Genomic DNA, 23,750 nt, shown 5'->3' on the forward strand with positions numbered 1-23,750 from the left:
CGGTGGCTGACGATGCGGTGGTTGACGGCGTCGCGCCTGCGGCGGAGGCACCGGGCGCGGGCGGGCGGCCCCCGGCCGAGCCATCCGGCCTCGCGGCCCAGATCGCGGCCACGGTCGAGCGCGAACCGGTCGGTCCGCCCGCGTCGGCCGGCCCGGGTCTGCTCCGACGACCCTCCCCGCCGGCCGAGACCCCGTCGGAGAGGCACGAAGCCGACTCCGCCTGATTCGGGCCCGGCTCACCTCGCCGCGCTCCACCCCGGAATCAGCGAAACCGGGGTGTCCGGATGGCGTGGACACCCCGGTTTCCGCGGAACCGGGTGGATCACCGCTGGGCGCGGGTGGCGACCAGCGGCGTGCGGCGGGTCAGGTGGCGGGCAGGGCCCGGAGGAAGCGCTCGGCGATCGGGACGGCTGAGGCGGTGCTGGCCCCGCCCTTCTCCACGAAGACGGCGAACGCGACGTCACCCCGCCAGCCGACGAACCAGGCGTGCGTGTGCGCCGGGTTGTCGTCGTACTCGGCGGTGCCGGTCTTGCCGTACACCTCGCCGCCCGGTACGTCCTTGAGCGCGCTGCCGGTGCCGGCGGTGACGACCTCGCGCATCATCGTGCGCAGCGCCGCGACGGACTCGGGCTTCAGCTGCTCGCCGGGCGGGGCCGGCTTGGCCGGCGCCGGGTCGACCAGCAGCTTGGGCTGCTCGAAGCGGCCACGGGCGACGGCCGCGGTGGCGCCGGCCATGGCCAGGGGGCTGACCAGCGTGGTGCCCTGGCCGAACGACGCGGCGGCCTGCTCGGCCAGGCTGCCGCCGGTCGACACCTTGCCGGTGAAGACGTCCGTGCCGAGATCCCACTGCCCCTCCAGGCCCAGCGAGCGGCCGGCGGCGGCCAGCCCGTCACCGCCGAGCTTCGGGGCCAACGAGGCGAAAGCCGTGTTGCAGGACTTGGCGAAGTCGGTGCGGAAGGGCACCGAGCCCAACTCGAAGTTGTCCGAGTTCTTGAAGGACCGACCGTCGACGGTGAAGGTCTTCTTGCACTCCACCGGCCCGTCCAGGGTGACCGCGCCCCGGTCCAGCAGACCCAGCGTGCTGACCATCTTGAACGTGGAGCCCGGCGGCACCTGGGCGGTGAAGGCCAGGTTCTCGCCGGCCGGCCCGGGACCGTTGGCGGCGGCGAGCACCGCGCCGTCCTTGATGCGTACCGCCACCAGAGCGGCTCGGCGCGGCTCCGCGCGCAGGGCTGCGTCGGCCGCGTTCTGGGTGGCCACGTCCAGGGTGGTCTTCAGCGCCTGACCGGGCTGCGGCTCCCGGTGGAACAACTCGGCGCCGGTGGCTGCCAGCTTGCCGTCCTCGGCGGGCCGCTCGACCACGACCGTCAGACCGGGGGCGCCGCGCAGCCGTTCGTCGTAGCGACCCTGCAACCCGCCGTGCCCGACCAGGTCGCCGGTGACGTACCGGTCCGGGTGGGCGGCGAGGTCGTCGGCCTGCGCCGGGTCGACCGAGCCGAGCAGCGCGCGGGCGAACTCCCGGGTCGGCGCCAGGTCGAGCTTGTCGGAGACGAACTTGGTGCCGGGCAGGTCGTAGATCCGCGGCTTGATCTGCCGGTACGCGTCCTCGCGCAGGGTCACCACCTCGACGAGCGCCCCCGGGTCGGCCTCGGTCACCCGCTTCGGCAGGTCGGCCAGGTCGACGGCGGGCACCAGGGCCGGACGGATCGCCTTGAAGGCCGCGTCGAGATCCTTGACCAGCTTCTTGATGTCGGTGACCTGGTTCGGCTGCACACCCACCCGCACCACCGGGCGGGGCGCCACGATCGGCTTGCCGGCCGCGTCCAGCAGGCCCGCCCGGGGGCCGGTGTCGCGGCGCAGCCCCAGCCGGTCGCCCTTGGTGAGCTGCTCGTGGATCACCCGCGGCTCCCACATCACCTGCCACTGGTCGTCGTCGCCCTGGACGAGCCGCAGCTCCCGGTCGTACGTCCAGTGGGTCTGGCCCGGCAGGGGCCAGTCGACCCGGATCGTCGTGGTCGCGATGTTCTTGGTGATCTTCGGTTCGCCCTGCCGGGTCAGGGTGGGCGGGGTGGCCGCCAACTCGCCGGACAGCTCCTTGATCTCCTTGGTCACCTCGGCCGCCGGCACCTTGGCGCCGGTCGTGTCGACCATCGCGACTGCCTGCAGATCGCCGCTGCGCCAGCCGGCGAGGAAGGCGTCGGCGCTGCGCTCCGGCCCGTCGTCGCCGGAGCACGCCGCCAGGACGCCAGCGGTGAGCAGGGTCGCAGTGAGCGCGGCGATCCGCCGGGAGCGGTTCGGCCGGTGGGGCCGGGGGTAGGACAAGGTCATGAAGCGGTCCTTCCGGTCTCGGGCTGCTCTGCACGGTAGTACGCGAAGGGTGTCCCCAACGTCCCGTGCGGCGCTCGACGTGCGGAAAGACCGGCCGGGCCGGTGTGATGAACATCGCGGGGCGGGGTATCCCGAAGCCGGCCAACCTCGGACCCGCAACGGGTGAAAGGACAAAGTCCCGATCCGGACGTCCGGCCAGTGGTCCGCCGACCAAGGCGGGAAACGACAGGCTTACGCTGGGCGGCAGAGTGACCCACAACGCGGTGGGTCGAGGGGAGTGGCACCGATGGACCGGCGTCCGGCGATCAAACCGGAACCCGACCTCCGGCAGGATGACTCCGGCCGGGACGACGACAGCTTCGATTCGGCGACCGACGGGGACGGCTACGGCCGGCTCGACACGGGCGTCACGGGGCTGACCGGGTCGAGCATCGACACCATCTACGATCTGGGCCTGCCGACCGAGGCGTTGGCCGACGACGTGGAGGATGCCGAGCTCGACGAACCGGTCCCCAACGCGGAGCGCCTGGTGGCCCAGGCCGTCGCGCTCGCCGGGGACGACCACGACGCGGCGACCCTGGTCGGACGCTTCTGGCGGTTCGCCCCGGACGAGGAGCTGGTCGGCTTCACGGCGGAGGAGATGCTCGACGCGGCCCGGGCGCACCGGGACCTGGCCCAGCAGCGGGTGCCCGGCGAGTTGAAGCTGCGCATCCACGAGCCGCACGCCGACCAGCACCACACAGTGGTCGAGATCGTCACCGACGACATGCCGTTCCTGGTCGACTCGGTGACCGCGCTGCTCAACTCGTACCACCTGGATGTGCATCTGCTGGTGCACCCGCTGGTGGTGGTCCGGCGTGAGCCGCTGGGCCGGCTCACCGAAGTCTCGGCGGACGTGGAGCCGGACGACGCGATCGCCGGCGACATCATCGAGAGCTGGATGCGGATCGAGATCGACCCGGTCCGGGACGCCGCCGAGCGCGACCGGCTGCGCCGTGAGCTGCAACGGGTGCTCACCGACGTGCGGGAGGCCGTGGAGGACTGGCCGAAGATGCGTCAGCGTGCGCTCGCGCTCGCCGACGAGCTGGCCTCGGCCCGCACCTCGGACAACCGTCCGCCGGTGCCGGAGAAGGACATCACCGACTCGGTGGAGCTGCTGCGCTGGCTGGCGCACGACCACTTCACGTTCCTCGGCTACCGCGAGTATCGCCTGGTGGACGCCCCGGACGGGAACTCCGCCGACCCGGTGGACGGCAAGGCGCTGGAGGCGGTGCTCGGCACCGGCCTGGGCATCCTGCGTTCGGACTCCCCGGAGGCCCGGTCGCTGGCGTCGATGACGCACGAGGCACACGAGAAGGTGCTGGAGAAGCGCCTTCTTATCATCACCAAGGCCAACTCCCGGGCCACCGTGCACCGCTCGGCGTACCTGGACTACATCGGGTTCAAGATCTTCAACTCCGAGGGCGAGGTCATCGGGGAGCGGCGCTTCTTGGGCCTGTTCTCCACCGCGGCGTACCGGACCAGCGTCCGGGAGCTGCCGGTCGTGCGTCGTAAGGTCGCGGAGGTGCTCGACCGCTCCGGCCTGAGCCGGCGCAGCCACTCCGGCAAGGATCTGCTGCAGATCCTGGAGACCTACCCGCGCGACGAGCTGTTCCAGATCAAGACCGACGACCTGTACCACGCGGTGATCGGCGTGCTGCGGATGGCGGGCCGCCGGCAGCTGCGGGTGTTCCTGCGCCGCGACGCGTACGGGCGGTTCATCTCCTGCCTGATCTACCTGCCCCGGGACCGGTTCACCACCCAGAACCGGCTCCGCATGCAGGACATCCTGCTGCGTGAGCTGAACGGCGTCGGGGTGGATTACACGACCCGGGTCACCGAGTCGATGCTGGCTCGGGTGCACTTCATCGTCCGTACCGACCCGACCCGGCCACCCGGCGACATCGACGCCGACCTGCTGGCCGAGGAGTTGGCCGACGCGACCCGGCTCTGGGACGACGACTACCGGCTGGTGCTGGAACGCAAGCTCGGCGACGAGCAGGCCAAGCACCTGTTCACCCGGTACGCCGACGCGTTCCCGGAGGGCTACAAGGACGGGCACACGCCGTACGAGGCGATGAAGGACCTGGCGAAGCTGGAGCTGCTGGAGGAGCCCGGCCAGCTGGAGATGCACCTGTTCCGCAAGCAGTTGGCCCCTCGGCCCGGCACCCGGATGCCGGGGGCCGACCTGGCCGAGGCGATGGACGTCCGGTTCAAGGTCTACCGGTACGGCGAGCCGATGATGCTCTCCGCCGTGCTCCCGGTGCTGCACTCGCTCGGCGTCCGCGTGGTCGACGAGCACCCGTACGAGGTGGACCGGATCGACGGTCGGGTCTACCTGTACGACTTCGGCCTCATGCTGCCCGAGGGGCACCACGAGCTGTCCGAGGTACGCCCACACGTGGAGAACGCGTTCGCGGCGGCGTGGCGCGGCGAGGCCGAGGTGGACCGGTTCAACGAGCTGGTGCTGCGCGCCGGGCTGACCTGGCGGCAGGTGGTGGTGCTGCGGGCGTACGCGAAGTACCTGCGGCAGGCCGGCACGGTCTTCTCGCAGGACTACATGGAGCAGACCTTCATCGCGTACCCGAAGCTCGCCACCCTGTTGGTGGAGCTGTTCGAGACCCGGTTCGCGCCGGGCGAGCTGACCGCCGAGCAGCGGCAGCAGCGCAGCGGCGAGCTGGTGGAGACGATCCGAGGCGCGCTGGACGACGTGGCGAGCCTCGACCAGGACCGGATCCTGCGCTCGTACCTCACGCTGATCGAGGCGACGCTGCGGACCAGCTTCTACCAGAAGCCGGTCGGCGGGCGGCCGAAGGCGTACGTGGCGTTCAAGCTCGACCCGCAGGCTATCCCGGACCTGCCGGCGCCCCGGCCGAAGTTCGAGATCTTCGTCTACTCGCCCCGGTTCGAGGGCGTGCACCTGCGGTTCGGGCCGGTGGCCCGGGGCGGGTTGCGCTGGTCCGACCGTCGCGAGGACTTCCGCACCGAGGTGCTGGGCCTGGTCAAGGCGCAGATGGTGAAGAACACCGTGATCGTGCCGGTCGGCGCCAAGGGCGGCTTCGTGCTGAAGCAGAAGCCGGGGGACCGGGACGAGGCGGTCGCCTGCTACCAGGAGTTCGTCGGCGCGATGCTGGACGTCACCGACAACATCGTCAGCGGGCAGATCGTGCCGCCCGAGGACGTGGTCCGGCACGACGGCGACGACCCGTACCTCGTGGTGGCGGCGGACAAGGGGACGGCGACGTTCTCCGACATCGCCAACGAGATCTCCCTGGCGCACAACTTCTGGCTGGGCGACGCGTTCGCCTCCGGCGGTTCCGCCGGCTACGACCACAAGAAGATGGGCATCACCGCCCGGGGGGCGTGGGAGTCGGTCAAGCGGCACTTCCGCGAGCTGGGCCTGGACACCCAGACCCAGGACTTCACCGTCGTCGGCGTCGGCGACATGTCCGGGGACGTCTTCGGCAACGGGATGCTGCTCTCCGAGCACATCCGGCTGGTTGCCGCGTTCGACCACCGGCACATCTTCTTCGACCCCGATCCGGACGCGGCCACCTCGTACGCCGAGCGTCGTCGACTGTTCGACCTGCCCCGCTCGTCGTGGGAGGACTACAACACCGAGCTGATCTCGGCCGGGGGCGGCATCTTCCCGCGTACCGCGAAGTCGATTCCGATCACGCCGCAGGTCCGGGCGGCGATCGGCCTCGACGACGACGTCACCCAGCTCTCGCCGCAGGAGCTGATGAAGGCGATCGTCACCGCTCCGGTGGACCTGTTCTGGAACGGCGGCATCGGCACGTACGTCAAGGCGTCCACCCAGACCAACGCGGAGGTGGGCGACAAGTCCAACGACGCGATCCGGGTGGACGGGCGCAGCCTGCGCTGCCGGGTGGCGGGCGAGGGCGGCAACCTGGGCTGGACCCAGCTCGGCCGGATCGAGTACGCGTTGACCGGTGGCCGCATCTACACCGACTTCATTGACAACGCGGCCGGCGTGGACACCTCCGACCACGAGGTGAACATCAAGATCCTGCTGAACACGGCGGTGGCCGACGGGGAGTTGACCACGGCCGAGCGGGACGAGCTGCTGGCCGGGATGACCGACGAGGTCGCGGAGCTGGTGCTGCGGGACAACTACGACCAGGCTCGGGCGATCAACAACGCCCAGGCCCAGGCCGCCTCGCTGCTGCCGGTGCACCGCCGGATGATCAACGAGCTGGAGCGCTCCGGCGCGTTGGACCGCTCGTTGGAGGCGCTGCCGCCGGACGAGGAGCTGGCGGTGCGCAGCGAGTCCGGGCTGACCGCGCCGGAGTTCGCGGTGCTGCTCGCGTACGTGAAGATCGTCCTGGAACGGGAGATCCTCACCGAGGGGTTGGCCGACGAGGAGTGGACGACCGAGGTCCTGGTCAACTACTTCCCGACGCCGATGCGCGAGCGGTTCGCCGACCGGATGGGCCGGCACCGGCTGCGTCGGGACATCGTCACCACCGTGCTGGTCAACGAGGCGATCAACCGGGGCGGCATCTCGTTCGTCTTCCGGGTCGTCGAGGAGACGGCGGCCAGCGCCGCCGACGTGATCCGGGCGTACGTGGTGGTTCGCGAGGTGTTCGGGTTGCGTGAGCTGTGGGACGCGGTGGAGGCGCTGGACAACAAGGTCTCCCCGGAGCTGCAGACGAGCGTCTACCTCGACACCCGTCGGCTGCTCGACCGCGCGGTGCGCTGGCTGGTCACCAACCGGCGCTCGCCGATCGACGTGCCGACCGAGATCGCCCGGCTGCGCGACGGGGTGGCCCGGCTGCTGCCCGGGCTGGAGGAACTGTTCTACGGCGGCGAGCGGCAGGCCATCGAGGCGCACATCGACTCGATGACCGAGCGTGGGCTGCCCCGCGAGCTGGCCGAGCGGGCGACCCGGCTGATGTACAGCTTCGGCCTGCTGGACGTCGTGGAGACCGCGACCCGCAGCGGACGGGACGTCAGCGAGGTGGCCTCGGTCTACTTCGTGCTCTCCGACCTGTTCCGGGTGGACTCGCTGCTGTCGAAGATCTCCCTGCTGCCGCGCGAGGACCGCTGGCAGACCCTCGCGCGGATGGCGCTGCGCTACGACCTGTACGCCGCGCTGGCCGCGCTCACGGCGGAGGTGCTCGACTCCACCCCGGAGGATCAGCCGCCGCACGAGCGGGTGCAGCAGTGGGAGCAGTCGAACGCCACGTCGATCCACCGGGCCCGCCGGGCGATGGGGGAGTTCGACGAGTCGCGGGCGGATCTCGCAGCCCTGTCCGTGCTGCTGCGCCAGATCCGCACCCTGGTGCGGACCTCCGCCGCGGCCTGATTCGGTACGCCGGACGCGGTCCGGCCGATCGGGTAACCCCGACCGGCCGGACCGCGTCCGTGTACGTCCGCCTCACGCCGCCAGGGTGGCGAAGACGACCACGTTGTCCTGGTAGCTCTTGGCCGTCTCGTCGAACTGGCCGCCGCAGGTGACCACCCGCAGGCCGGGCCGGTCGTTCGGCCCGTACACCAGCTCGGTGGGGAAGGACGTCTTCGGGTACGCCTTCACCGAGTCGACCCGGAACGTCGCCGGCTGACCGTCCGCCCGCTGCACCGTGATCGTGTCGCCGGGCACGAGAGAGCCGAGGTTGAAGAACACGGCCGGGCCGAGCTTCGCCGAGTCCACGTGCCCGACGATGACCGCGTTGCCGGTCTCACCGGGGCTCGCGCCCGGCTCGTACCAGCCAGCCTGGTCGGCCTGCTCCAACGGGGGGACCTGCACCGTGCCGTCCGGGTTGGTGCCGAGCGACATGATCGCCGCGTTGACGCCGATGCGGGGGATCTCGATGGTGGTCGGTGCAGCCCGGTCCAGCCCGACTGGCACGTCGGCCTGCGCGGCGTGCTCCCCATCGTCCGGCGCCGTGGCGTCGTTTCCGGTGATCGTCGGCCCGGGGACGTCGGGGATGTCGGGGCCGGCCTGGGCCAGCGGCTGCGGAGGGCGGGGAGCGGGCGTGGTCTGCAACGAGGCGCCGATCATGCCGGCGCCGATCATGGCCAGGGTGACGACGACGGCCGCGCCGGCGGCGCGCCACGGTCTCCCGTGACGGCCGCCGGCCCGTGTCGCCGTCACGTCAGACGAGGGAACCATCGGTCCGCCGACGACGCATCAGAACGATGCCGCCCAGCGCGGCAGCGCCGAGCAGGCTCGCGCCACCGGTGGCCAGACCACGGTCGGTGCCGGTGCTGACGCCACCGTCACCGCCGTCGACCCCACCGTGGGGCAGCACGACCAGTTCGCCCTCGCCGCACGAGCCCTTGAGCTCGTAGCGACCCGGCCGGGCGTCCTTGTCGACCTTGGCCTCGCCGTAGTACACGAACTCGCGCCCGTGCTCCCAGCCGTCCTCGCCCTTGCCGTACTCGCGGCCCTCGTCGGAGCCGTACTCGTCGTCCGAGCCGTACTCGTGGCCCTTGGACTCCCAGCCCTTGTCCGAGCCGTACTCCTCGTCGGAGCCGTACTCGCGGCCCTTGTCGGAGCCGTACTCGTGGCCCTTGTCGGAGCCGTACTCGCGGCCCTCGTCGGAGCCGTACTCGTCGTCCGAGCCGTACTCGTGGCCCTTGGAGTCCCAGTCCTTCTTGTCTTCGTCCTTGGACTCCCAGTCCTTCTTGTCCTTGTCCTTGGAGTCCCAGTCCTTCTTGTCTTCGTCCTTGGACTCCCAGTCCTTCTTGTCCTTGTCCTTGGAGTCCCAGTCCTTCTTGTCCTCGTCCTTGGACTTCGAGTCCTTCTTGTCACGGCTGTCGCCGGCGTCCTGGCCGTGCTCCTCGCCCTTCCAGTCCTTGCTGTCCTCGTCGCGGGAGGCGTCGGCGGCAGCGCCGCCGCCCTGGCCACCGGGCTGGGCGTCATCGGCGGAGGGCTGCGACTCGTCGTCGCCGCTCTCGCCCCTGCCGTTCTCGTCCTTGCCCTCGTGGTCCTTGCCCTTGTCGTCCTTGCCGTGCTCGTCCTTGCCGTGCTCGTCCTTGCCGTGCTCGTCCTTGCCGTTCTCGTCCTTGCCCTCGTGGTCCTTGCCCTTGTCGTCCTTGCCGTGCTCGTCCTTGCCCTGCTCGTCCTTGCCGTGCTCGTCCTTGCCGTGCTCGTCCTTGCCGTGCTCGTCCTTGCCGTGCTCGTCCTTGCCGTGCTCGTCCTTGCCCTTGTCGTCGTGGCCGTAGGAGTCCTCCTCCTCGCTCCACTCGCCGCGGTCCTCGCCCCGGTCGTCCCGTACCGGCTTGAGCTTGACCTTGCCGGTGACCTTGGACCACACGAACGCGTGCTCCTGTCGATCCGGGCAGATCTCGAGGAGCTTGACCTCGTCGCCGGCCCTCACGACGTGCGGCTTGGCGAAGACCTTGCCGTCGTCGTCGTGGTGTCCGTCAGCGAACGCGATCCCCGGCGCGAACACCAGGAGCGACGCGCCGCCGAGTGCGGCGCCCGCAACGACCTTCCCGAGCATCTTCTTAGCCATGACCTGCGTCACTCCATCCCTGTTGTCCTGAGCTCGGCGACAACCGAGCTAAGACCGACGTTAGACCGTTTCATGACTTATGAAGTGAAAGATTCGTGTTCTCACCTTTACTGACGGTAAGCGGTAAAGGAGTGCTACGTGGCTTTCACGGCCCGCAGCGCCGTCTCGGGTCCCACAGGACCTTGCGTGCGCCCCGCGCTGTTGCCGACCCGCAGTGCTCGACCTGCGGTGGTCGTCCCGGTAACGCACGGCAGGTGCCGCTCGCGCTGCTCGGGGGTATCGTCCGAGTCGAGGGCGGGCCGCGCATCGAGCCATTGCCATGGAAGCGCTCCCATGCAAGAATCGGCGCACGCGGTTCGGGGAGCCACACCGCGCAGGCAGGTCGTCGAGGGCATCCGGTTCGCCGGACGACAACCGGCCGCCGAGCGGTCGGTGTCGCGCCGGCCAATCACCACCACCACCGCCCGTCCGGGTCGGGCACCCCCCAATGAATCCCGTGGCGCCGGAGGCCGTCCGTGCAGGACGTTCACCGGGCCGTCTCGCCGGGCCGAACGCGGGCCCGGTCTCGCCCAAGGAGATCAGTGGCATGAATGTGTGGAGAAGGCTGTCCGGCCCACGCCGGACCCTCGCGCTCGCCGGCGCGGGCGTTCTGGTCGCCGGCGGGCTGGTGACGATCCCGGTCACCGCGGCGCAGGCCGCGACGCAGTGCGACATCGCGTACACGACCAATGACTGGCAGGGCGGCTTCACCGCCAACATCACCATCAAGAACCTCGGCGACCCGGTCAACGGTTGGACGCTCGGCTGGACCTTCCCCAACTCCAGCCAGCGGGTGCAGCAGGGCTGGTCGGCCACGTTCACCCAGTCCGGCAGCCAGGTCACCGCCCGCAGCCTGTCCTACAACGGCAGCCTCGCCACCGGCGCGTCGACCAGCATCGGGTTCAACGGCGCGTGGAGCGGCAGCAACCCGAAGCCGACCTCGTTCACCCTGAACGGTGTGGTCTGCAACGGTGGCACCGGTAACCCGACCACCCCGCCGCCCACCACGGCCCCGCCCACCACGGCCCCGCCCACCACGGCTCCGCCGACCACGGCTCCGCCGACCACGGCCCCGCCCACCACGGCCCCGCCGACCACGACCCCGCCGGGCACCAAGGTCGACAACCCGTACGCCGGTGTGCGCGGATACGTGAACCCGGAGTGGAAGGCCAAGGCGGACGCCGAGCCGGGTGGAAGCCGGGTCTCCAACAACCCCACCGCCGTCTGGCTGGACCGGATCGCCGCCATCAACGGCACGCCGAACAGCAGCTCCAACGGCGCTTTCGGGGTGCGCGACCACCTGGAAGAGGCGCTGCGCCAGGGCGCCGGCTACATCCAGTTCGTGATCTACAACCTGCCCGGCCGCGACTGCTCGGCGCTCGCCTCCAACGGTGAGCTGGGCCCGAACGAACTGCCCCGGTACAAGGCCGAGTACATCGACCCGATCGCCGCGATCCAGAGCGACGCGAAGTACCGGAACATCCGGATCATCAACGTCATCGAGATCGACTCGCTGCCGAACCTCGTGACCAACACGTCCGGTCAGGCCGGCGGCACGGTCATGTGTGACACGGTCAAGGCCAACGGCGCGTACGTGAACGGCGTCGGCTACGCCCTCGCCAAGCTGGGCGCGATCGGCAACGTCTACAACTACATCGACGCCGGGCACCACGGCTGGCTCGGTTGGGACAGCAACTTCGGCCCGACCGCCGACATCCTGAAGACCGCCGCGGTCGCCTCCGGCAGCACGGTCAACAACGTGCACGGCTTCATCACCAACACCGCGAACTACTCGGCGCTCGTGGAGCCGTACTTCAAGGTCACCGACACCGTGAACGGCCAGACGGTGCGGCAGTCCAAGTGGGTCGACTGGAACTTCTACGTCGACGAGCTGTCCTTCGCCCAGGCGTTCCGTACCAAGCTGATCTCGGTCGGCTTCAACTCCAACATCGGCATGCTGATCGACACCTCCCGCAACGGCTGGGGCGGCGCCAACCGGCCCACCGGCCCGGGCGCGACGACAAGCGTCGACACCTACGTCAACGGTGGTCGGATCGACCGCCGGGCCCACGCCGGCAACTGGTGCAACCAGGCCGGTGCCGGTCTCGGCGAGCGGCCCCGGGCGAACCCGGCCACGGGTATCGACGCCTACGTCTGGGTGAAGCCCCCGGGCGAGTCGGACGGTTCCAGCTCGGAGATCCCGAACAACGAGGGCAAGGGCTTCGACCGGATGTGCGACCCGACGTACGGCGGCAACGCCCGCAACGGCAACAACCCGACCGGTGCCCTGCCGAACGCGCCGATCTCCGGTGCGTGGTTCTCGGCTCAGTTCCAGGAGCTGATGCGCAACGCGTACCCGGCTCTCTGATCGGGTAGCTCACGCGCCAACCCGCCGCCGGCAGTAGGTGAGGCACTGCCGGCGGCAGGTTTCCCCGGGGTCCCCGGTCCGACCAGTACGGTCGGGCCGGGGACCCCCCTTTGTTCGCCCCGGTCAGGGCACGATGCGCTCGATCGCCGCGCGACCCTGCTCGGCCAGGTCGCGACGGGCCTTGTCCAGGTTCTCCGGGGTGAGGTCCTGCCCCCGGGCCATCACCAGGTCCTCCGGCTCCCAGGGCTGCTCAGCCCCGGTACGGATGTTGTCGCCGCCCGCGCCGGTGCCCGTTCCGGTAGCGCCGGTGCCGGCGGCGTACGGGTCGCCGATCAGGTCGTCGGTGTCCGGAGCGAGGTCCGCCGGCCGGTCGCGGGGCTCGGTGAAGGTCGGCGTGTCACGGTCGGGCCCGCCTCCGGTCCGCAGCTGCGGGACGGTGCTGTCGTCGTCCACCGCAGCGGCCGTTTGCGGGCTCTCCTCCAGCGGTCGGCGGTCGCGATCGGTCATGGTGCTGCCTCCTGTGTCCGACACGTTGCCTGATCCCCCTCGCGTACCCCGTGCGCGAGAGCCCATGCGCGACGCCGGCGCCGTCCGTGGGGACGGCGCCGGCGCGGCGGGCATGAGGTCAGCTGTCGGGCTGCTGCTCGTTCGGAGACGGCGCCTCGGCCGGGCGCAGCCACTGCCAGAGCAGCATGAGCAGGCCGAAGGCGAGCATCACGAGCCCGGCCCACAGGTTGATGCGGACACCCTCGGCCTTGTCGATCTCGGCCCGGCTGTCGAAGACGCCGATCAGCGTCACGATGATCCCGTACGCCACGAAGAGGCCACCGATCACCCGACGGATGTCGAACAGTCGGGCGGCGGCGGAGCGGCGCTCCTCGGCCTGCGTCTCGTCGATCAACGGGTCCTGCGCCGGCTGGCCGTCGTTGCTCATCTGCCGACTCCTTTCTAGAAGACCGGGATGTAGAAGAGGGCGGCGAGCGCGACCGCGATCACGCCCAGCAGCACGGGGGAGCGGTACCAGACGGCGTCCCCGGCGAGCACGTCGCCCTTCAGGTCGACGCCGCCCATGCCGTAGACCAGCCCGCGCAGCTCCTCATCGCGCTTGGGCGCGGTGAGCGGGGTGAGGATCGCGGCGACCACCGCCACGGTGACGAACGCGATGCCGGCGCCCCAGAAGCTCTCCTCCAGGTCGGAGTTGAAGTCGATCACGCCGCCCTTGTAGAGCAGGTAGGTCGCCAGCGACGCCAGCGTGCCGAGCAGCAGCGACCAGAAACCGGCCAGCGCGCTCATCCGCTTCCAGAACATGCCGATGATGAACGTGGCGAACAGCGGCGCGTTGAACAGCGAGAAGAGCGCCTGGATGTAGTTCATGATGTTGCTGAACCCGGAAGCGATGAACGCCGTCCCGATGCCGATCACCACGGCGGCGACCGTCGCCCACCGACCGATGCGTAGGTAGTACTCGTCGGACCGGCCGCGGCGGACGTACGCCTGCCAGATGTCGTAGGTGAAGACGGTGTTGAAGCCGCTCACGTTGGCGGCCATGCCGGCCATGAACGACGCGAGCAGGCCGGTGACCGCCACCCCGAGCACGCCGTTGGGCAGCAGGTCCCGCATGAGCAGCGGAATGGCGTTGTTGTACTGCAGGTCGCCCTTGTCCGCGCCGAGCCCCTTCACCGTCACGAGGGCGACGAGGCCGGGGATGATCGTGACCAGGGGGATGAACAGCTTCGGGTACGCGGCGATGATCGGCGTACGCCGGGCGGCGCTCATGTTCTTCGCCGACAGCGCGCGCTGCACCTCGGCGAAGTTCGTCGTCCAGTAGCCGAACGAGAGTACGAAGCCGAGGCCGAACACGATGCCGATCCACTGCGCGCCGAGCGGGTTGTCGGTGCTGGCGGTGTCCCGCCAGGCGTGCAGACCCGCCTCGCCGAGCTTCGAGTCGCGGACCGCGTCCATCAGCCCGCTCACGCCGCCGACCTTGACCAGCCCGATCACGGTGACCGGGATGAGGCCCGCCAGGATGACGAAGAACTGGAGCACCTCGTTGTAGATCGCCCCGGACAGGCCACCGATGGTGATGTACGCCAGCACGATCGCCGCGCCCACCACGATCGCGGTCCAGAGCGGCCAGCCGAGCAGCGCCTGCATGACCAGGGCCAGCGCGTAAAGGTTCACACCGGCGATCAGCACCTGGGCGACGGCGAAGCTGAGCGCGTTCAGCAGGTGGGTCGGTCGGTTGAAGCGCAGCCGCAGGTACTCGGGCACGCTGCGGACCTTGGACCCGTAGTAGAAGGGCATCATCACGATGCCCAGGAACACCATCGCCGGCACCGCGCCGATCCAGTAGTAGTGGACCGTCATGACGCCGTACTGGGCGCCGTTCGCCGCCATGCCGATGATCTCCAGCGCACCCAGGTTCGCGGAGACGAACGCGAGGCCGGTCACCCAGGCTGGCAGGGAGCGGCCGGAGAGGAAGAAGTCGACGCTGGTCCGGATCGCCCGCCGGGCGGCGAAGCCCACCCCGAGAACGGTGACGAAATACAGCGCAAGGATCAGGTAGTCCAGCCCGTTCATATTGAGCCGCAGACCGCCGCCGTCCATTCCGTCACCCCTCGTCCCGACGTTGACACCGGATTCGATGCGCGCGCCCTATTACCCGCTACGCGAGGTTTCACGCCTGCACGTCCGCTCCGCTGCGTTCGCGCCCGCTCGGGCGGCTTGGCCTTCGGCGTACGACTGGCCGGTCTCGGGCGCTGCGCCGCCACCGGCCAGGACGCCGAGGGGCGCCCGGCCGGCAGGCCGGAGCGCCCCGTCGATCGAGTCGCCTCAGCGACCCAGTACGCGGTCCAGGAAGTCCCGGTAGTTGCGGACGGCCATCCGGAGCTGCTCGGTGTCCGCCGAGCCCGCGTCCTGCCACCCGCCCAGGGTGTTCTTCTGCGCGGCCAGTGCCGAGGCGAGAGCCTGGATGGCCTCCTCCACGAGGGCCTGCGCCTCGCCGGCCGCGGCGTGCGGATCGTCGACGAAACGCAGCTGCACGTCCCGCCAGCGGTCCCGGAATCCCTGTGCGGTGTCCCCGTCGAGGAGCGTGGCCGGTTCGGCGGCGACTGTCGAACCGGCGGGCCGGGACGTCCCGGCGGATTCCAGGGAGGCGCCGGCCGCCTCGGTGGTGACCGGTTCGGCGTCGGCGTCCGGGTCGACCATCTCCGGAGACGCGCTGCCGTAGCCGGCCGCGCCCGCGGTCGCCGCGTCGGGATCGCCGGCCCAGTCGGTCAGGTCGCCGCGCCGCTCGGCCGCACCGTCCGTGCTGTCCGCGACCACGACGGTGCGCGCGGAGGTCTCGGTGTCCGCGCGCCGGCCGTCGGCGTCCTCGTCGGTCGCCGGCGCGGCGTCCCGGTCGGTCTCCGGAACGCCGTCGCGGCGGTGCAGTTCGGCGGTGGGGTCCGCGCGCAGACCCTCCCGCTCGCCGTCCTCAGCGCCGTCGCCCGGTTGGGCGGTCCGCTCGGCCCGCGGATCCGGCTGGTCCTGCGGGTTCGGGCTAGCCAGTGCGGACGCCGCCACCGCGTCGGCCACCGTGGTGGCGCCGAAGGCGGTCGGGAGCGGCCCCGGCTCGTGGAAGCCACCCTCGTCGTCGGTCCGGTTCCGGCGCTCGGTGTCCTCGGTCCGGTCGTCGTAGGTCCGGTCGTCGGTGGTCGGATCGTCGAAGGTGCCCCGGTCGTCCAGGGCGTCCTCGGGTACGTCCGAGCGGGCGGCCCGGTCGCCGGTCGGCGGCACCGGCACCGGTGCGGACCGGACGGCCTCCGGATGGTCGTTGCTCACCTGCTGCTCTTCGTGGCGCATCGGTGGCCTCCTCAGCGGCTCGTGGCGTCGTGCGGAGTGTCCGGGTGCGAACTCTGTTCGGGCGTGCGCTGACCGACCGGCTCCTCGCCGAGCAGGTCGGCGAAGAGGGCCCGATAGTGCACGACCGCCTGGCGCAGCTCCTCGGTGCTCGCCTCGCCCCGGGAGTTGCGGAGGTGGATCTCGTGCGCGTCCCGGTAGTTGGTCAGCGTGCGGGCGTGCTCGACGGAGAGGTGGGCGATCTGGTCGGAGAAGTCCCCGGTCGGATAGCCCTGCTCCTCAATGAGCCGGGTGACCAGTTCGTCAGCGTCGCCCACGGTCTCGCCCGGCGAGTCGATGAAGCGGATCTGGAGCTCTTCCCAGGCGGCGGCGTAACGGGCCCGCGACTCCGGGCTGAGCGGGGTGAGCGTGAGCTCGGCGTGCCGGCGTTCCCGGTCGCGCAGCTCGCGCTCCGCGGCGGACCGGCTGTCCTGCTCCTGCACCACCCGGTCGTACTCCGGCCCGAACCGGCTGCGCAGCGCGCGGCGACGGCCTAGCGTCCGGACGGCCACGGCGAGCGCCGCGACGATCACCAGCACGACGAGCACGATGACGATTATCTGCGTGGGCGACATGGGCTCCTCCTTCGTCACCTGGTATTCCCTCGGCGTACTGATCGCCAATCCCGATCCGAGGCACTTTCCTCACCGGCCTGGCGAGGTGTCGCCACTATTCGGGGCGAAACTTGACTCATTCCAGATAGCGCGCTTGGGTGGGTGGTGTCCGCCGTACGCCTCGCGAGTGACCCGGCCCGGCCACCCCGGGACCGGTCAGGCCCGCCGCACCACGCATCCGGAGGAGACCGATGAGCGACCCGCAGGCCGACAGGCCGACCCTCACCACCCGCCAGGGTCACCCCGTGCACAACAACCAGCAGCAACGGACGGTCGGCTCACGCGGGCCAGCCACGCTGGAGAACTACCACTTCCTGGAGAAGATCAGCCACTTCGACCGGGAGCGCATCCCGGAGCGGGTGGTGCACGCGCGCGGCTTCGTCGCGCACGGTGAGTTCGAGGCGTACGGGACGATCGGCGACGTGCCGGCGGCCACGTACACCCGGGCCAAGCTGTTCCAGACCAGGGGCGCGAAGACCCCGGTCACCATCCGCTTCTCCACCGTCATCGGCGGCCGGGACTCCTCCGAGGCCGCCCGCGACCCGCGCGGCTTCGCGGTCAAGTTCCGCACCCAGGACGGCAACTGGGACCTGGTCGGCAACAACCTCCAGGTCTTCTTCATCCGCGACGCGATCAAGTTCCCCGACGTGATCCACTCGCTGAAGCCCGACCCGGTGACCTTCCGCCAGGAGCCGAACCGGATCTTCGACTTCATGTCCAACACGCCCGAGTCGATGCACATGCTGACCTGGCTCTTCTCCCCGTACGGCATCCCGCGGAACTACCGCACCATGCGCGGGTCCGGCGTGAACACCTACCGTTTCGTGAACGCCCAGGGCGAGGGCGTGCTGGTCAAGTTCCACTGGCTGACCCAGCAGGGCGAGCACAACCTGACCCAGGCCGAGGCGGATGCGATTCAGGCCACCGAGCTGGGCCACGCCTCGAAGGACCTGTACGAGGCGATCGAGCGCGGTGACTACCCGCAGTGGGAGCTCAACGTGCAGATCATGAGCGACGACGAGCATCCCGAGCTGGACTTCGACCCGCTCGACGACACCAAGATCTGGCCGGAGGAGCAGTTCCCCTACCTGCCGGTCGGCATGATGACGCTCAACCGCAACATCACCGACCACCACAACGAGAACGAGCAGATCGCCTTCGGCACCGGCGTGCTTGTCGACGGGATCGACTTCTCCGACGACAAGATGCTCGTCGGGCGGACCTTCTCCTACTCGGACACCCAGCGCTACCGGGTCGGCCCGAACTACCTCCAACTCCCGGTGAACCGGCCGCGCGAGGACGTCCAGGTCAGCACCAACCAGGGCGGCGGGCAGATGTCGTACGGGGTGGACAACCGCGGTGCCAACCCGCACATCAACTTCGAGCCGTCCTCCGTGGCCGGGCTCCAGGAGGCCGACGAGTCCTACCGGGAGTACCGGCCCTTCGTCTCCGGGCACGTCATGAAGGCCCCGATCGAGCGGCAGGACAACTACGCGCAGGCCGGCCGGCGCTTCCGCGAGATGACGGACGCCGAGCGCGACGACCTGGTGCACAACCTGACCACGCTGCTGGCCCAGTGTGACAAGCACATCCAGGAGAAGATGGTCTGGCACTTCAGCCAGTGCGACGCGAGCTACGGCCGCCGCGTCGCCGAAGGGCTCGGCATCGCCGACGACGTCTGATCCGTACCGCGCCGGCACGAGCGCCCCACTGGTCACCGGTGGGGCGCTCGTCGTGGCGGGGCGCAGGCGCATTCCGCAGCGTCGATGTCGGCGCGACAGGCGGTAGTGCAACCGGGCGCGATTACGTATCCTGCCCAAGGCGCCCGCGCCGGTGCCCGGCCTGACGGCCGGGTGCGCGACCGGCGAGCGCGTTGCCCGGCGGTGCCGGCGCCCCTCCTGCCACCCCTTCACGGGCGAGGTCTGATGAGAACCCGCGACTGGCCGATCCGCTCGAAGCTGACCGCGTTGGTCGTCGCCCCGGTGACCGCGCTCCTCGCGCTGTGGATCTTCGCGACGACGTTGACGTTCGGCCCCGCCCTGAACCTGCTCTCCGCGCGCACCCTCCTGTACGACCTGGGCCGCCCCGGCGAGGTGGTCGTCACCGAGCTGCAACGGGAGCGTCGACTGTCGGTGGTGCAGCTCGCCGGCACCACCGAGCTGCCCGCCCTGGTCGAGCAGCGCCAGCGTACGGATCGGGCGGTCGCCGAGCTGCGTCGCCGGGTCGACGGGGAGGAGTTGCGCGACGCCGCCGACGAGCTGTTGGAGGACCGGGTCGACCGGCTGGTCACCGCCCTGGCGGCGTTGCCGACCGGCCGGGACTTCATCGACGACGGCCTGATGGACCGCGCCGGGGCCCTCGGCCTCTACAGCGGCATGGTCTCGGCAGCCTTCCAGGCGTTCTCCGCGATGGCGAATCTGAACGATCCGGCCATCAACCGACAGGCGCTGGCCCTCACCACGCTGGGCCGTTCCCGGGAGCTGCTCGGCCAGACCGACGCCATGCTGGCCGGTGTGCTGACCGCCGGGAAGTTTGCCGACGGCGAGCACGCCCTGCTCGTGCAGGCCATCGGCAACCAGCGGTGGCTCACCGAGAGCGCGGTGGCCGACCTGCCTGAGGCCGGGCGCACCGCGTACCAGCGACTGACCGAGAGCCCGGCGTTCACCAGCCTGCGCGCGATGCAGGACGCGTTGATCGGGGCCAACGGGTCCGGTCGGCCACCGGTGGACGCGGCGTCGTGGCAGACCAGCCACGACGAGGTGCAGCAGCAGTTGCGCGACTTCGAGCTGGCCGAGGCCGACGGGCTCACCGACCGTTCGGTGCCGATGGCCGTCGGGATCCTGGTCCGGCTGGCCGCCGCCGGTGTGCTCGGGCTCGCCGCCGTGGTGGTCTCGGTGCTGGTGGCGCTGCGGGTCGGCCGCACGTTGGTCCGGCGACTCAGCGGGGTCCGTACCGCCGCCCTGGAGCTGGCCGAGCACCGGCTGCCGGACGTGGTGACCCGACTGCGCCGCGGCGAGCAGGTCGACGTCGCCCGGGAGGCGCCACCCCTGGAGTACGGCAACGACGAGATCGGCGAGGTCGGGCGGGCCTTCACCGAGGTGCAGCGCACCGCCGTCCAGGCCGCCGTGGACGAGGTCACCCTGCGCCGCGGGCTCAACGAGGTGTTCCTCAACATCGCCCGGCGCAGCCAGGGCCTGGTGCACCGGCAGCTGCACCTGCTGGACCGGATGGAGCGTCGCGCCGAGGACCCGGACGAGCTGGCCCAACTGTTCCAGGTGGACCACCTTGCCACCCGGCTCCGCCGGCACGCCGAGGACCTGGTCATTCTCGCCGGTTCCGCGCCGGGCCGAGGGTGGCGCAACCCGGTCGCGATGGTCGACCTGGTGCGCGGGGCGATCAGCGAGGTCGAGGCGTACGACCGGGTGGACATCACCACCGTGCAGCCGGTCGGCGTGCTGGGTCGAGCGGTCGGCGACATCATCCACCTGCTCGCCGAGCTGGTCGAGAACGCCACCGCCTTCTCCCCGCCGGACACCCGGGTGACCATCAGCGGGGAGCAGGTCGCCAACGGGTACGTCCTGGAGGTCACCGACCAGGGGCTGGGAATGTCCGCCGCCGCGCTGGAGAGCGCCAACACCCGGCTGGCCAGCTCGCCCGAGTTCGACCCGGCGCAGAGTGCCCGACTCGGCCTGTTCGTGGTGGCCCGGCTGGCGGCCCGGCATGCCGTCCGCGTACGGCTGCGGCCCTCGGAGGCGGGCGGCGTCACCGCCGTGGTGCTGGTCCCCACCGACCTGGTCACCACCGAGCCGCCGGCCGGCCCTGACCCCGCCACGCTGGCCGCCACCGCGGGCGACCGGCGCTTGGCCCGACCGGTGCGCCGCGGCGCGGTGCCCCGGCCCCGCGCCGGCCGTACCAGCACAGCCGTGGCCGCGACCGCCACCGATGACCTGCCCACTCTCGCCCTACCCGCGGGCCCGACGCCCGACCGCCCGTCCACCGACGGACCGGGCGCCGGTGGGGCGGGCGCAGACGCGCCGGGCGCCAACGGCGAGTCGTCCTCCGACGGGACGACGGACGACCTGGAGGGGCTGCCCCGCCGGGTGCGACGGCGTACCCCCACCGCCCTGCCCCGGTCCACCGTCGCCGACGCGCCGACGCCACGTTCGCCGGAGGAGGTACGGCGGGTCATGGCGGCTCTCCAGGCCGGCACCGCACGCGGCCGGGCCACCGTCGTCGCCCCGGGCTCGGCTGCTCGGGGCGGTGCGCCCGGCACGACCGCTCCGGCGAACCGCGCGGGCGCGACCCCGGCTGTGGCAGGCCCGGCTGCGGCAGGCCCGGCTGTGGCGCCTCCGACGGCCTCCGAACCTCCGACCGCGACTGAGAGGGACGCCTAGTGCGGCAAACGACGAAGCAGAGCGCCAGCCTCGACTGGTTGCTCGACGAGTTGGTGCAACGGGTACCGGCCGCCCGGGAGGCGGTGGTGCTCTCCGCCGACGGGCTGCTGCTCGGCGCCTCGGCCGAGCTGGAGCGCTCCGACGCCGAGCACCTCTGCGCGCTCGCCGCCGGCTTCTCCAGCCTGGCCCGGGGCGCGAGCCGGCACGTGGACGGCGGTCCGGTCCGGCAGACGGTGGTGGAGATGGAGTCGGCGTACCTCTTCGTCACCGCCGCCGGGCAGGGTGCCTGCCTGGCCGTGGTGAGCGACGCCGACGCGGACATCGGCCTGGTCGCGTACGAGATGGCGATGCTGGTCATTCGCGTGGGGGAGAACCTCACGGCCGCCGCCCGACCGTTGACGGATGCCGGTGATGCGGGCTGAGCCGCCCGGCCCCCAGCACGAGTGGCTGGACGGCGACGCGGGCCCGGTGGTCCGCCCGTACACGCTGACCGGCGGCCGGGTGCGCTCGGCCGCCGACGGGTTCGACCTGGTCGCGTTCGTGCTGGCCGGCTCGGACCTCGACTTGGCGGCTCACCCGCAGCTGCCGCCGGAGCATCGGCGGCTGGTCACGTTGGCAGGTCGCCCGGTGTCGGTGGCCGAGCTGGCGGCCGAGCTGGACCTCGCGGTCGGCGTGATCCGGGTGCTGCTCGGTGACCTCCTCGCTCAGGGGCTGGTCGCGGTGCACGAGCCGCCGGCCGGCAGCGACCTTCCCGACGACGACATCCTCAAGGCGGTGGTCAGTGGACTCCGTGCGCTATGACCAGGCGGGCACCTCGGTCACCGTCCCGCTGGCACTGAAGATCCTCATCGCCGGGGGTTTCGGTGCCGGCAAGACAACGCTGGTGAGCGCGTTGAGCGAGGTTCGACCGTTGCAGACCGAGGAGGTGCTGACCGATGCCGGCGTGGGCACCGACGACATCTCCGGGGTGGAGGGCAAGTCGACCACCACGGTGGCGATGGACTTCGGCCGGATCACCATCAACGACGACCTTCAGGTGTACCTGTTCGGCACCCCCGGCCAGGACCGGTTCTGGTTCCTCTGGGACGAGTTGGCCTTCGGCGCCCTCGGCGCGGTGGTGCTCGCCGACACGCGGCGGCTGGCCGACTGCTTCCCCTCGATCGACTACTTCGAGCAGCGTGGCATCCCGTTCGTGGTGGGCGTGAACTGCTTCGAGGACACCCGTCGGTTCGACCTGGAGACCGTACGCCGGGCGCTCGACCTGGATCCGGACGTGCCGATGGTGCTCTGCGACGCCCGGGACCGGCAGTCCGGCAAGCTGGTGTTGATCTCCCTGGTCGAGCACGTGGCCCGGCAGCGCGGTGAGCCGGTGCCGGCCGCCTGACCCCGCCCCGCGGCGCGGGCGGGCGGCCTGGCGTCGGCCCGCCGACGCGGAATCGGCGGGCCGATCCGGTCCTCGGAAAGCCGGTTAGCGGGTCGGCTTCATGGGCAGCTCTGGTTGGATCTACTCCAGGATGCCGGCAAAGGGGTGCAGCGTGACTGGTCAGGGCGAGATCGTCCACATCGGGGGTTACACCGCGCAGAGCGGAGGGCGGGGCAGCGGCATCGTCGCCGCCCACCGGGACCCGGCCACCGGGACGCTGACCCCCCTCGGAACGGTGGCGGTCACGCCGTCACCGTCGTTCCTCGTGCGGCACCCCACCCGTCCGGTGCTCTACGCGGTCAACGAGCTGACCGACGGGGAGATCAGCGCCTGGCAGGTCGGGCCGGACGGCGCGCTGGACGCGCTCGGCAGTTGGTCGACCGGCGGCGCCGAGCCCTGTCACCTGGCGGTGCTGCCCGACGGTGACCACCTGGTGGCGGCCAACTACGGCGGCGGCAGCGTCGCGGTCTTCCCACTCGACGCGCAGGGCGTGCCCGGCGAGCGCACCGATCTGGTGGTGCACGAGGGGCACGGCCCCGACCCGGAACGCCAGGACCGGGCGCACGCCCACATGGTCTCCCCGGGCCGGGGCCGGGGGCCGCTGCTCGCGGTGGACCTCGGCACCGACTCGGTCTACCGGTACGACCTGGACGGCGCGAGCGGGCGGCTGGTGCCGCGCGGTCCACGCATGCGGACGGCGCCCGGCACCGGGCCCCGGCACCTGGCCCGCCATCCCGACGGCCGGCGCTGCTATCTGGTCGGCGAGCTGGACGCCTCGGTCACCGCGTACGAGGTGACCGACGACGGTGCGCTGCACCAGCGTGGCCGCGTCGAGGCGAGTGAGCGGGCGGGTCACGTCCAGCCGTCGGAGGTCGCGGTCGAGCCGGACGGCCGTTTCCTCTACGTCGCCAACCGCGGGATCGGCACCATCGCTGTCTTCGACCTGGCCGGTGAGCTGCCCGATCTGGTGGCCGAAGTGGACACCGGCGGTGAGTGGCCGCGACACTTCGCCCTCATCGGGGAGCACCTGTACGTGGCCGACGAGCGGGCGGACATGGTGCGGGCCTTCCGGCGGGACGCGAGCACCGGGATCCCGGCCCCGGTCGGCGAGCCCGTCCCGGTGGCGAGCCCGACCTGCGTGCTGCCGTGAGTCGGTCGGCGGCGGGGACCAGACGTGAGCGG

General features: G+C 71.1%; 16 protein-coding genes. 8 read left to right on the forward strand and 8 right to left on the reverse strand.

Annotation, left to right across the window (positions count from 1 at the left end; translation table 11 throughout):
- Nucleotides 1-363: 363 nt before the first annotated feature.
- Nucleotides 364-2,328, reverse strand: coding sequence for a penicillin-binding transpeptidase domain-containing protein (locus ACGGAQ_RS25325; RefSeq protein WP_393053042.1), 1,965 nt, complete (start codon nt 2,326-2,328; stop codon nt 364-366).
- Nucleotides 2,329-2,614: 286 nt separating this feature from the next.
- Between ACGGAQ_RS25325 and ACGGAQ_RS25330 the strand changes: the two genes are divergently transcribed.
- Nucleotides 2,615-7,696, forward strand: coding sequence for an NAD-glutamate dehydrogenase (locus ACGGAQ_RS25330; protein ID WP_393053044.1), 5,082 nt, complete (start codon nt 2,615-2,617; stop codon nt 7,694-7,696).
- 72 nt (nt 7,697-7,768) lie between these two features.
- Here the strand turns inward: ACGGAQ_RS25330 and ACGGAQ_RS25335 are convergent, their stop codons facing one another.
- Nucleotides 7,769-8,485 (reverse strand): class F sortase, encoded by a 717-nt coding sequence (locus ACGGAQ_RS25335; protein WP_393053046.1) that lies wholly within the window; start codon nt 8,483-8,485, stop codon nt 7,769-7,771.
- 1 nt (nt 8,486) lies between these two features.
- The gene (locus ACGGAQ_RS25340) at nt 8,487-9,851 is read right to left on the reverse strand and encodes a hypothetical protein (protein WP_393053048.1); all 1,365 of its coding nucleotides are present in this window, start codon (nt 9,849-9,851) and stop codon (nt 8,487-8,489) included.
- A 586-nt stretch (nt 9,852-10,437) separates the two neighbouring features.
- Here ACGGAQ_RS25340 and ACGGAQ_RS25345 point away from each other — a divergent pair.
- Complete coding sequence (locus ACGGAQ_RS25345) at nt 10,438-12,258, forward strand: glycoside hydrolase family 6 protein (protein WP_393053050.1); 1,821 nt, start codon at nt 10,438-10,440, stop codon at nt 12,256-12,258.
- Between the two features lie 123 nt (nt 12,259-12,381).
- On the opposite strand, the gene ACGGAQ_RS25350 is transcribed toward ACGGAQ_RS25345, so the two are convergent.
- From ACGGAQ_RS25350 to ACGGAQ_RS25370, 5 genes are all read right to left on the reverse strand, one after another.
- Nucleotides 12,382-12,765: a hypothetical protein gene (locus ACGGAQ_RS25350; protein WP_354856981.1), complete on the reverse strand. Its 384-nt coding sequence runs from the start codon at nt 12,763-12,765 to the stop codon at nt 12,382-12,384.
- Between the two features lie 118 nt (nt 12,766-12,883).
- Nucleotides 12,884-13,192: a hypothetical protein gene (locus tag ACGGAQ_RS25355; protein ID WP_357496068.1), complete on the reverse strand. Its 309-nt coding sequence runs from the start codon at nt 13,190-13,192 to the stop codon at nt 12,884-12,886.
- Nucleotides 13,193-13,206: 14 nt separating this feature from the next.
- Nucleotides 13,207-14,865 carry a sodium:solute symporter family protein gene (locus tag ACGGAQ_RS25360; protein ID WP_393053053.1) on the reverse strand — a complete coding sequence of 553 codons (1,659 nt, stop codon included), beginning with the start codon at nt 14,863-14,865 and terminating at the stop codon, nt 13,207-13,209.
- Between the two features lie 225 nt (nt 14,866-15,090).
- Entirely contained in the window at nt 15,091-16,101 is a 1,011-nt protein-coding gene (locus ACGGAQ_RS25365) for a hypothetical protein (protein ID WP_393053055.1), read from the reverse strand.
- 11 nt (nt 16,102-16,112) lie between these two features.
- Complete coding sequence (locus ACGGAQ_RS25370) at nt 16,113-16,712, reverse strand: hypothetical protein (protein ID WP_393053058.1); 600 nt, start codon at nt 16,710-16,712, stop codon at nt 16,113-16,115.
- Between the two features lie 230 nt (nt 16,713-16,942).
- Here ACGGAQ_RS25370 and ACGGAQ_RS25375 point away from each other — a divergent pair, with 230 nt between their 5' ends.
- The 6 genes from ACGGAQ_RS25375 (at nt 16,943) to ACGGAQ_RS25400 (ending at nt 23,718) form a co-directional block, all read left to right on the forward strand.
- Nucleotides 16,943-18,433 carry a catalase gene (locus ACGGAQ_RS25375; protein ID WP_393053060.1) on the forward strand — a complete coding sequence of 497 codons (1,491 nt, stop codon included), beginning with the start codon at nt 16,943-16,945 and terminating at the stop codon, nt 18,431-18,433.
- Between the two features lie 243 nt (nt 18,434-18,676).
- Nucleotides 18,677-21,145 (forward strand): nitrate- and nitrite sensing domain-containing protein, encoded by a 2,469-nt coding sequence (locus tag ACGGAQ_RS25380; RefSeq protein WP_393053063.1) that lies wholly within the window; start codon nt 18,677-18,679, stop codon nt 21,143-21,145.
- Nucleotides 21,145-21,567, forward strand: a complete 423-nt coding sequence (locus ACGGAQ_RS25385) for a roadblock/LC7 domain-containing protein (protein WP_393053066.1) — start codon at nt 21,145-21,147, stop codon at nt 21,565-21,567. Before ACGGAQ_RS25380 ends, ACGGAQ_RS25385 begins: the two co-directional genes overlap by 1 nt.
- Entirely contained in the window at nt 21,557-21,946 is a 390-nt protein-coding gene (locus ACGGAQ_RS25390) for a DUF742 domain-containing protein (protein ID WP_354856996.1), read from the forward strand. Before ACGGAQ_RS25385 ends, ACGGAQ_RS25390 begins: the two co-directional genes overlap by 11 nt.
- On the forward strand, nt 21,927-22,529 hold the full coding sequence (locus tag ACGGAQ_RS25395; RefSeq protein WP_355066070.1) for an ATP/GTP-binding protein: 603 nt from the start codon (nt 21,927-21,929) through the stop codon (nt 22,527-22,529). Before ACGGAQ_RS25390 ends, ACGGAQ_RS25395 begins: the two co-directional genes overlap by 20 nt.
- A 151-nt stretch (nt 22,530-22,680) precedes the next feature.
- Entirely contained in the window at nt 22,681-23,718 is a 1,038-nt protein-coding gene (locus tag ACGGAQ_RS25400; protein WP_393053070.1) for a lactonase family protein, read from the forward strand.
- Nucleotides 23,719-23,750: the final 32 nt, after the last annotated feature.

The sequence above is a fragment of the Micromonospora sp. NPDC047557 genome (assembly GCF_043205095.1).
Taxonomy (GTDB): domain Bacteria; phylum Actinomycetota; class Actinomycetes; order Mycobacteriales; family Micromonosporaceae; genus Micromonospora.

Bases quoted from the DNA above. Each gene is read 5' to 3' on its own strand.
- ACGGAQ_RS25355 (WP_357496068.1), bottom strand. From the start codon at position 13,192: ATGAGCAACGACGGCCAGCCGGCGCAGGACCCGTTGATCGACGAGACG.
- ACGGAQ_RS25340 (WP_393053048.1), bottom strand. From the start codon at position 9,851: ATGGCTAAGAAGATGCTCGGGAAGGTCGTTGCGGGCGCCGCACTCGGC.
- ACGGAQ_RS25330 (WP_393053044.1), top strand. From the start codon at position 2,615: ATGGACCGGCGTCCGGCGATCAAACCGGAACCCGACCTCCGGCAGGAT.
- ACGGAQ_RS25350 (WP_354856981.1), bottom strand. From the start codon at position 12,765: ATGACCGATCGCGACCGCCGACCGCTGGAGGAGAGCCCGCAAACGGCC.
- ACGGAQ_RS25365 (WP_393053055.1), bottom strand. From the start codon at position 16,101: ATGCGCCACGAAGAGCAGCAGGTGAGCAACGACCATCCGGAGGCCGTC.
- ACGGAQ_RS25375 (WP_393053060.1), top strand. From the start codon at position 16,943: ATGAGCGACCCGCAGGCCGACAGGCCGACCCTCACCACCCGCCAGGGT.
- ACGGAQ_RS25390 (WP_354856996.1), top strand. From the start codon at position 21,557: ATGCGGGCTGAGCCGCCCGGCCCCCAGCACGAGTGGCTGGACGGCGAC.
- ACGGAQ_RS25325 (WP_393053042.1), bottom strand. From the start codon at position 2,328: ATGACCTTGTCCTACCCCCGGCCCCACCGGCCGAACCGCTCCCGGCGG.
- ACGGAQ_RS25370 (WP_393053058.1), bottom strand. From the start codon at position 16,712: ATGTCGCCCACGCAGATAATCGTCATCGTGCTCGTCGTGCTGGTGATC.
- ACGGAQ_RS25360 (WP_393053053.1), bottom strand. From the start codon at position 14,865: ATGGACGGCGGCGGTCTGCGGCTCAATATGAACGGGCTGGACTACCTG.
- ACGGAQ_RS25345 (WP_393053050.1), top strand. From the start codon at position 10,438: ATGAATGTGTGGAGAAGGCTGTCCGGCCCACGCCGGACCCTCGCGCTC.
- ACGGAQ_RS25380 (WP_393053063.1), top strand. From the start codon at position 18,677: ATGAGAACCCGCGACTGGCCGATCCGCTCGAAGCTGACCGCGTTGGTC.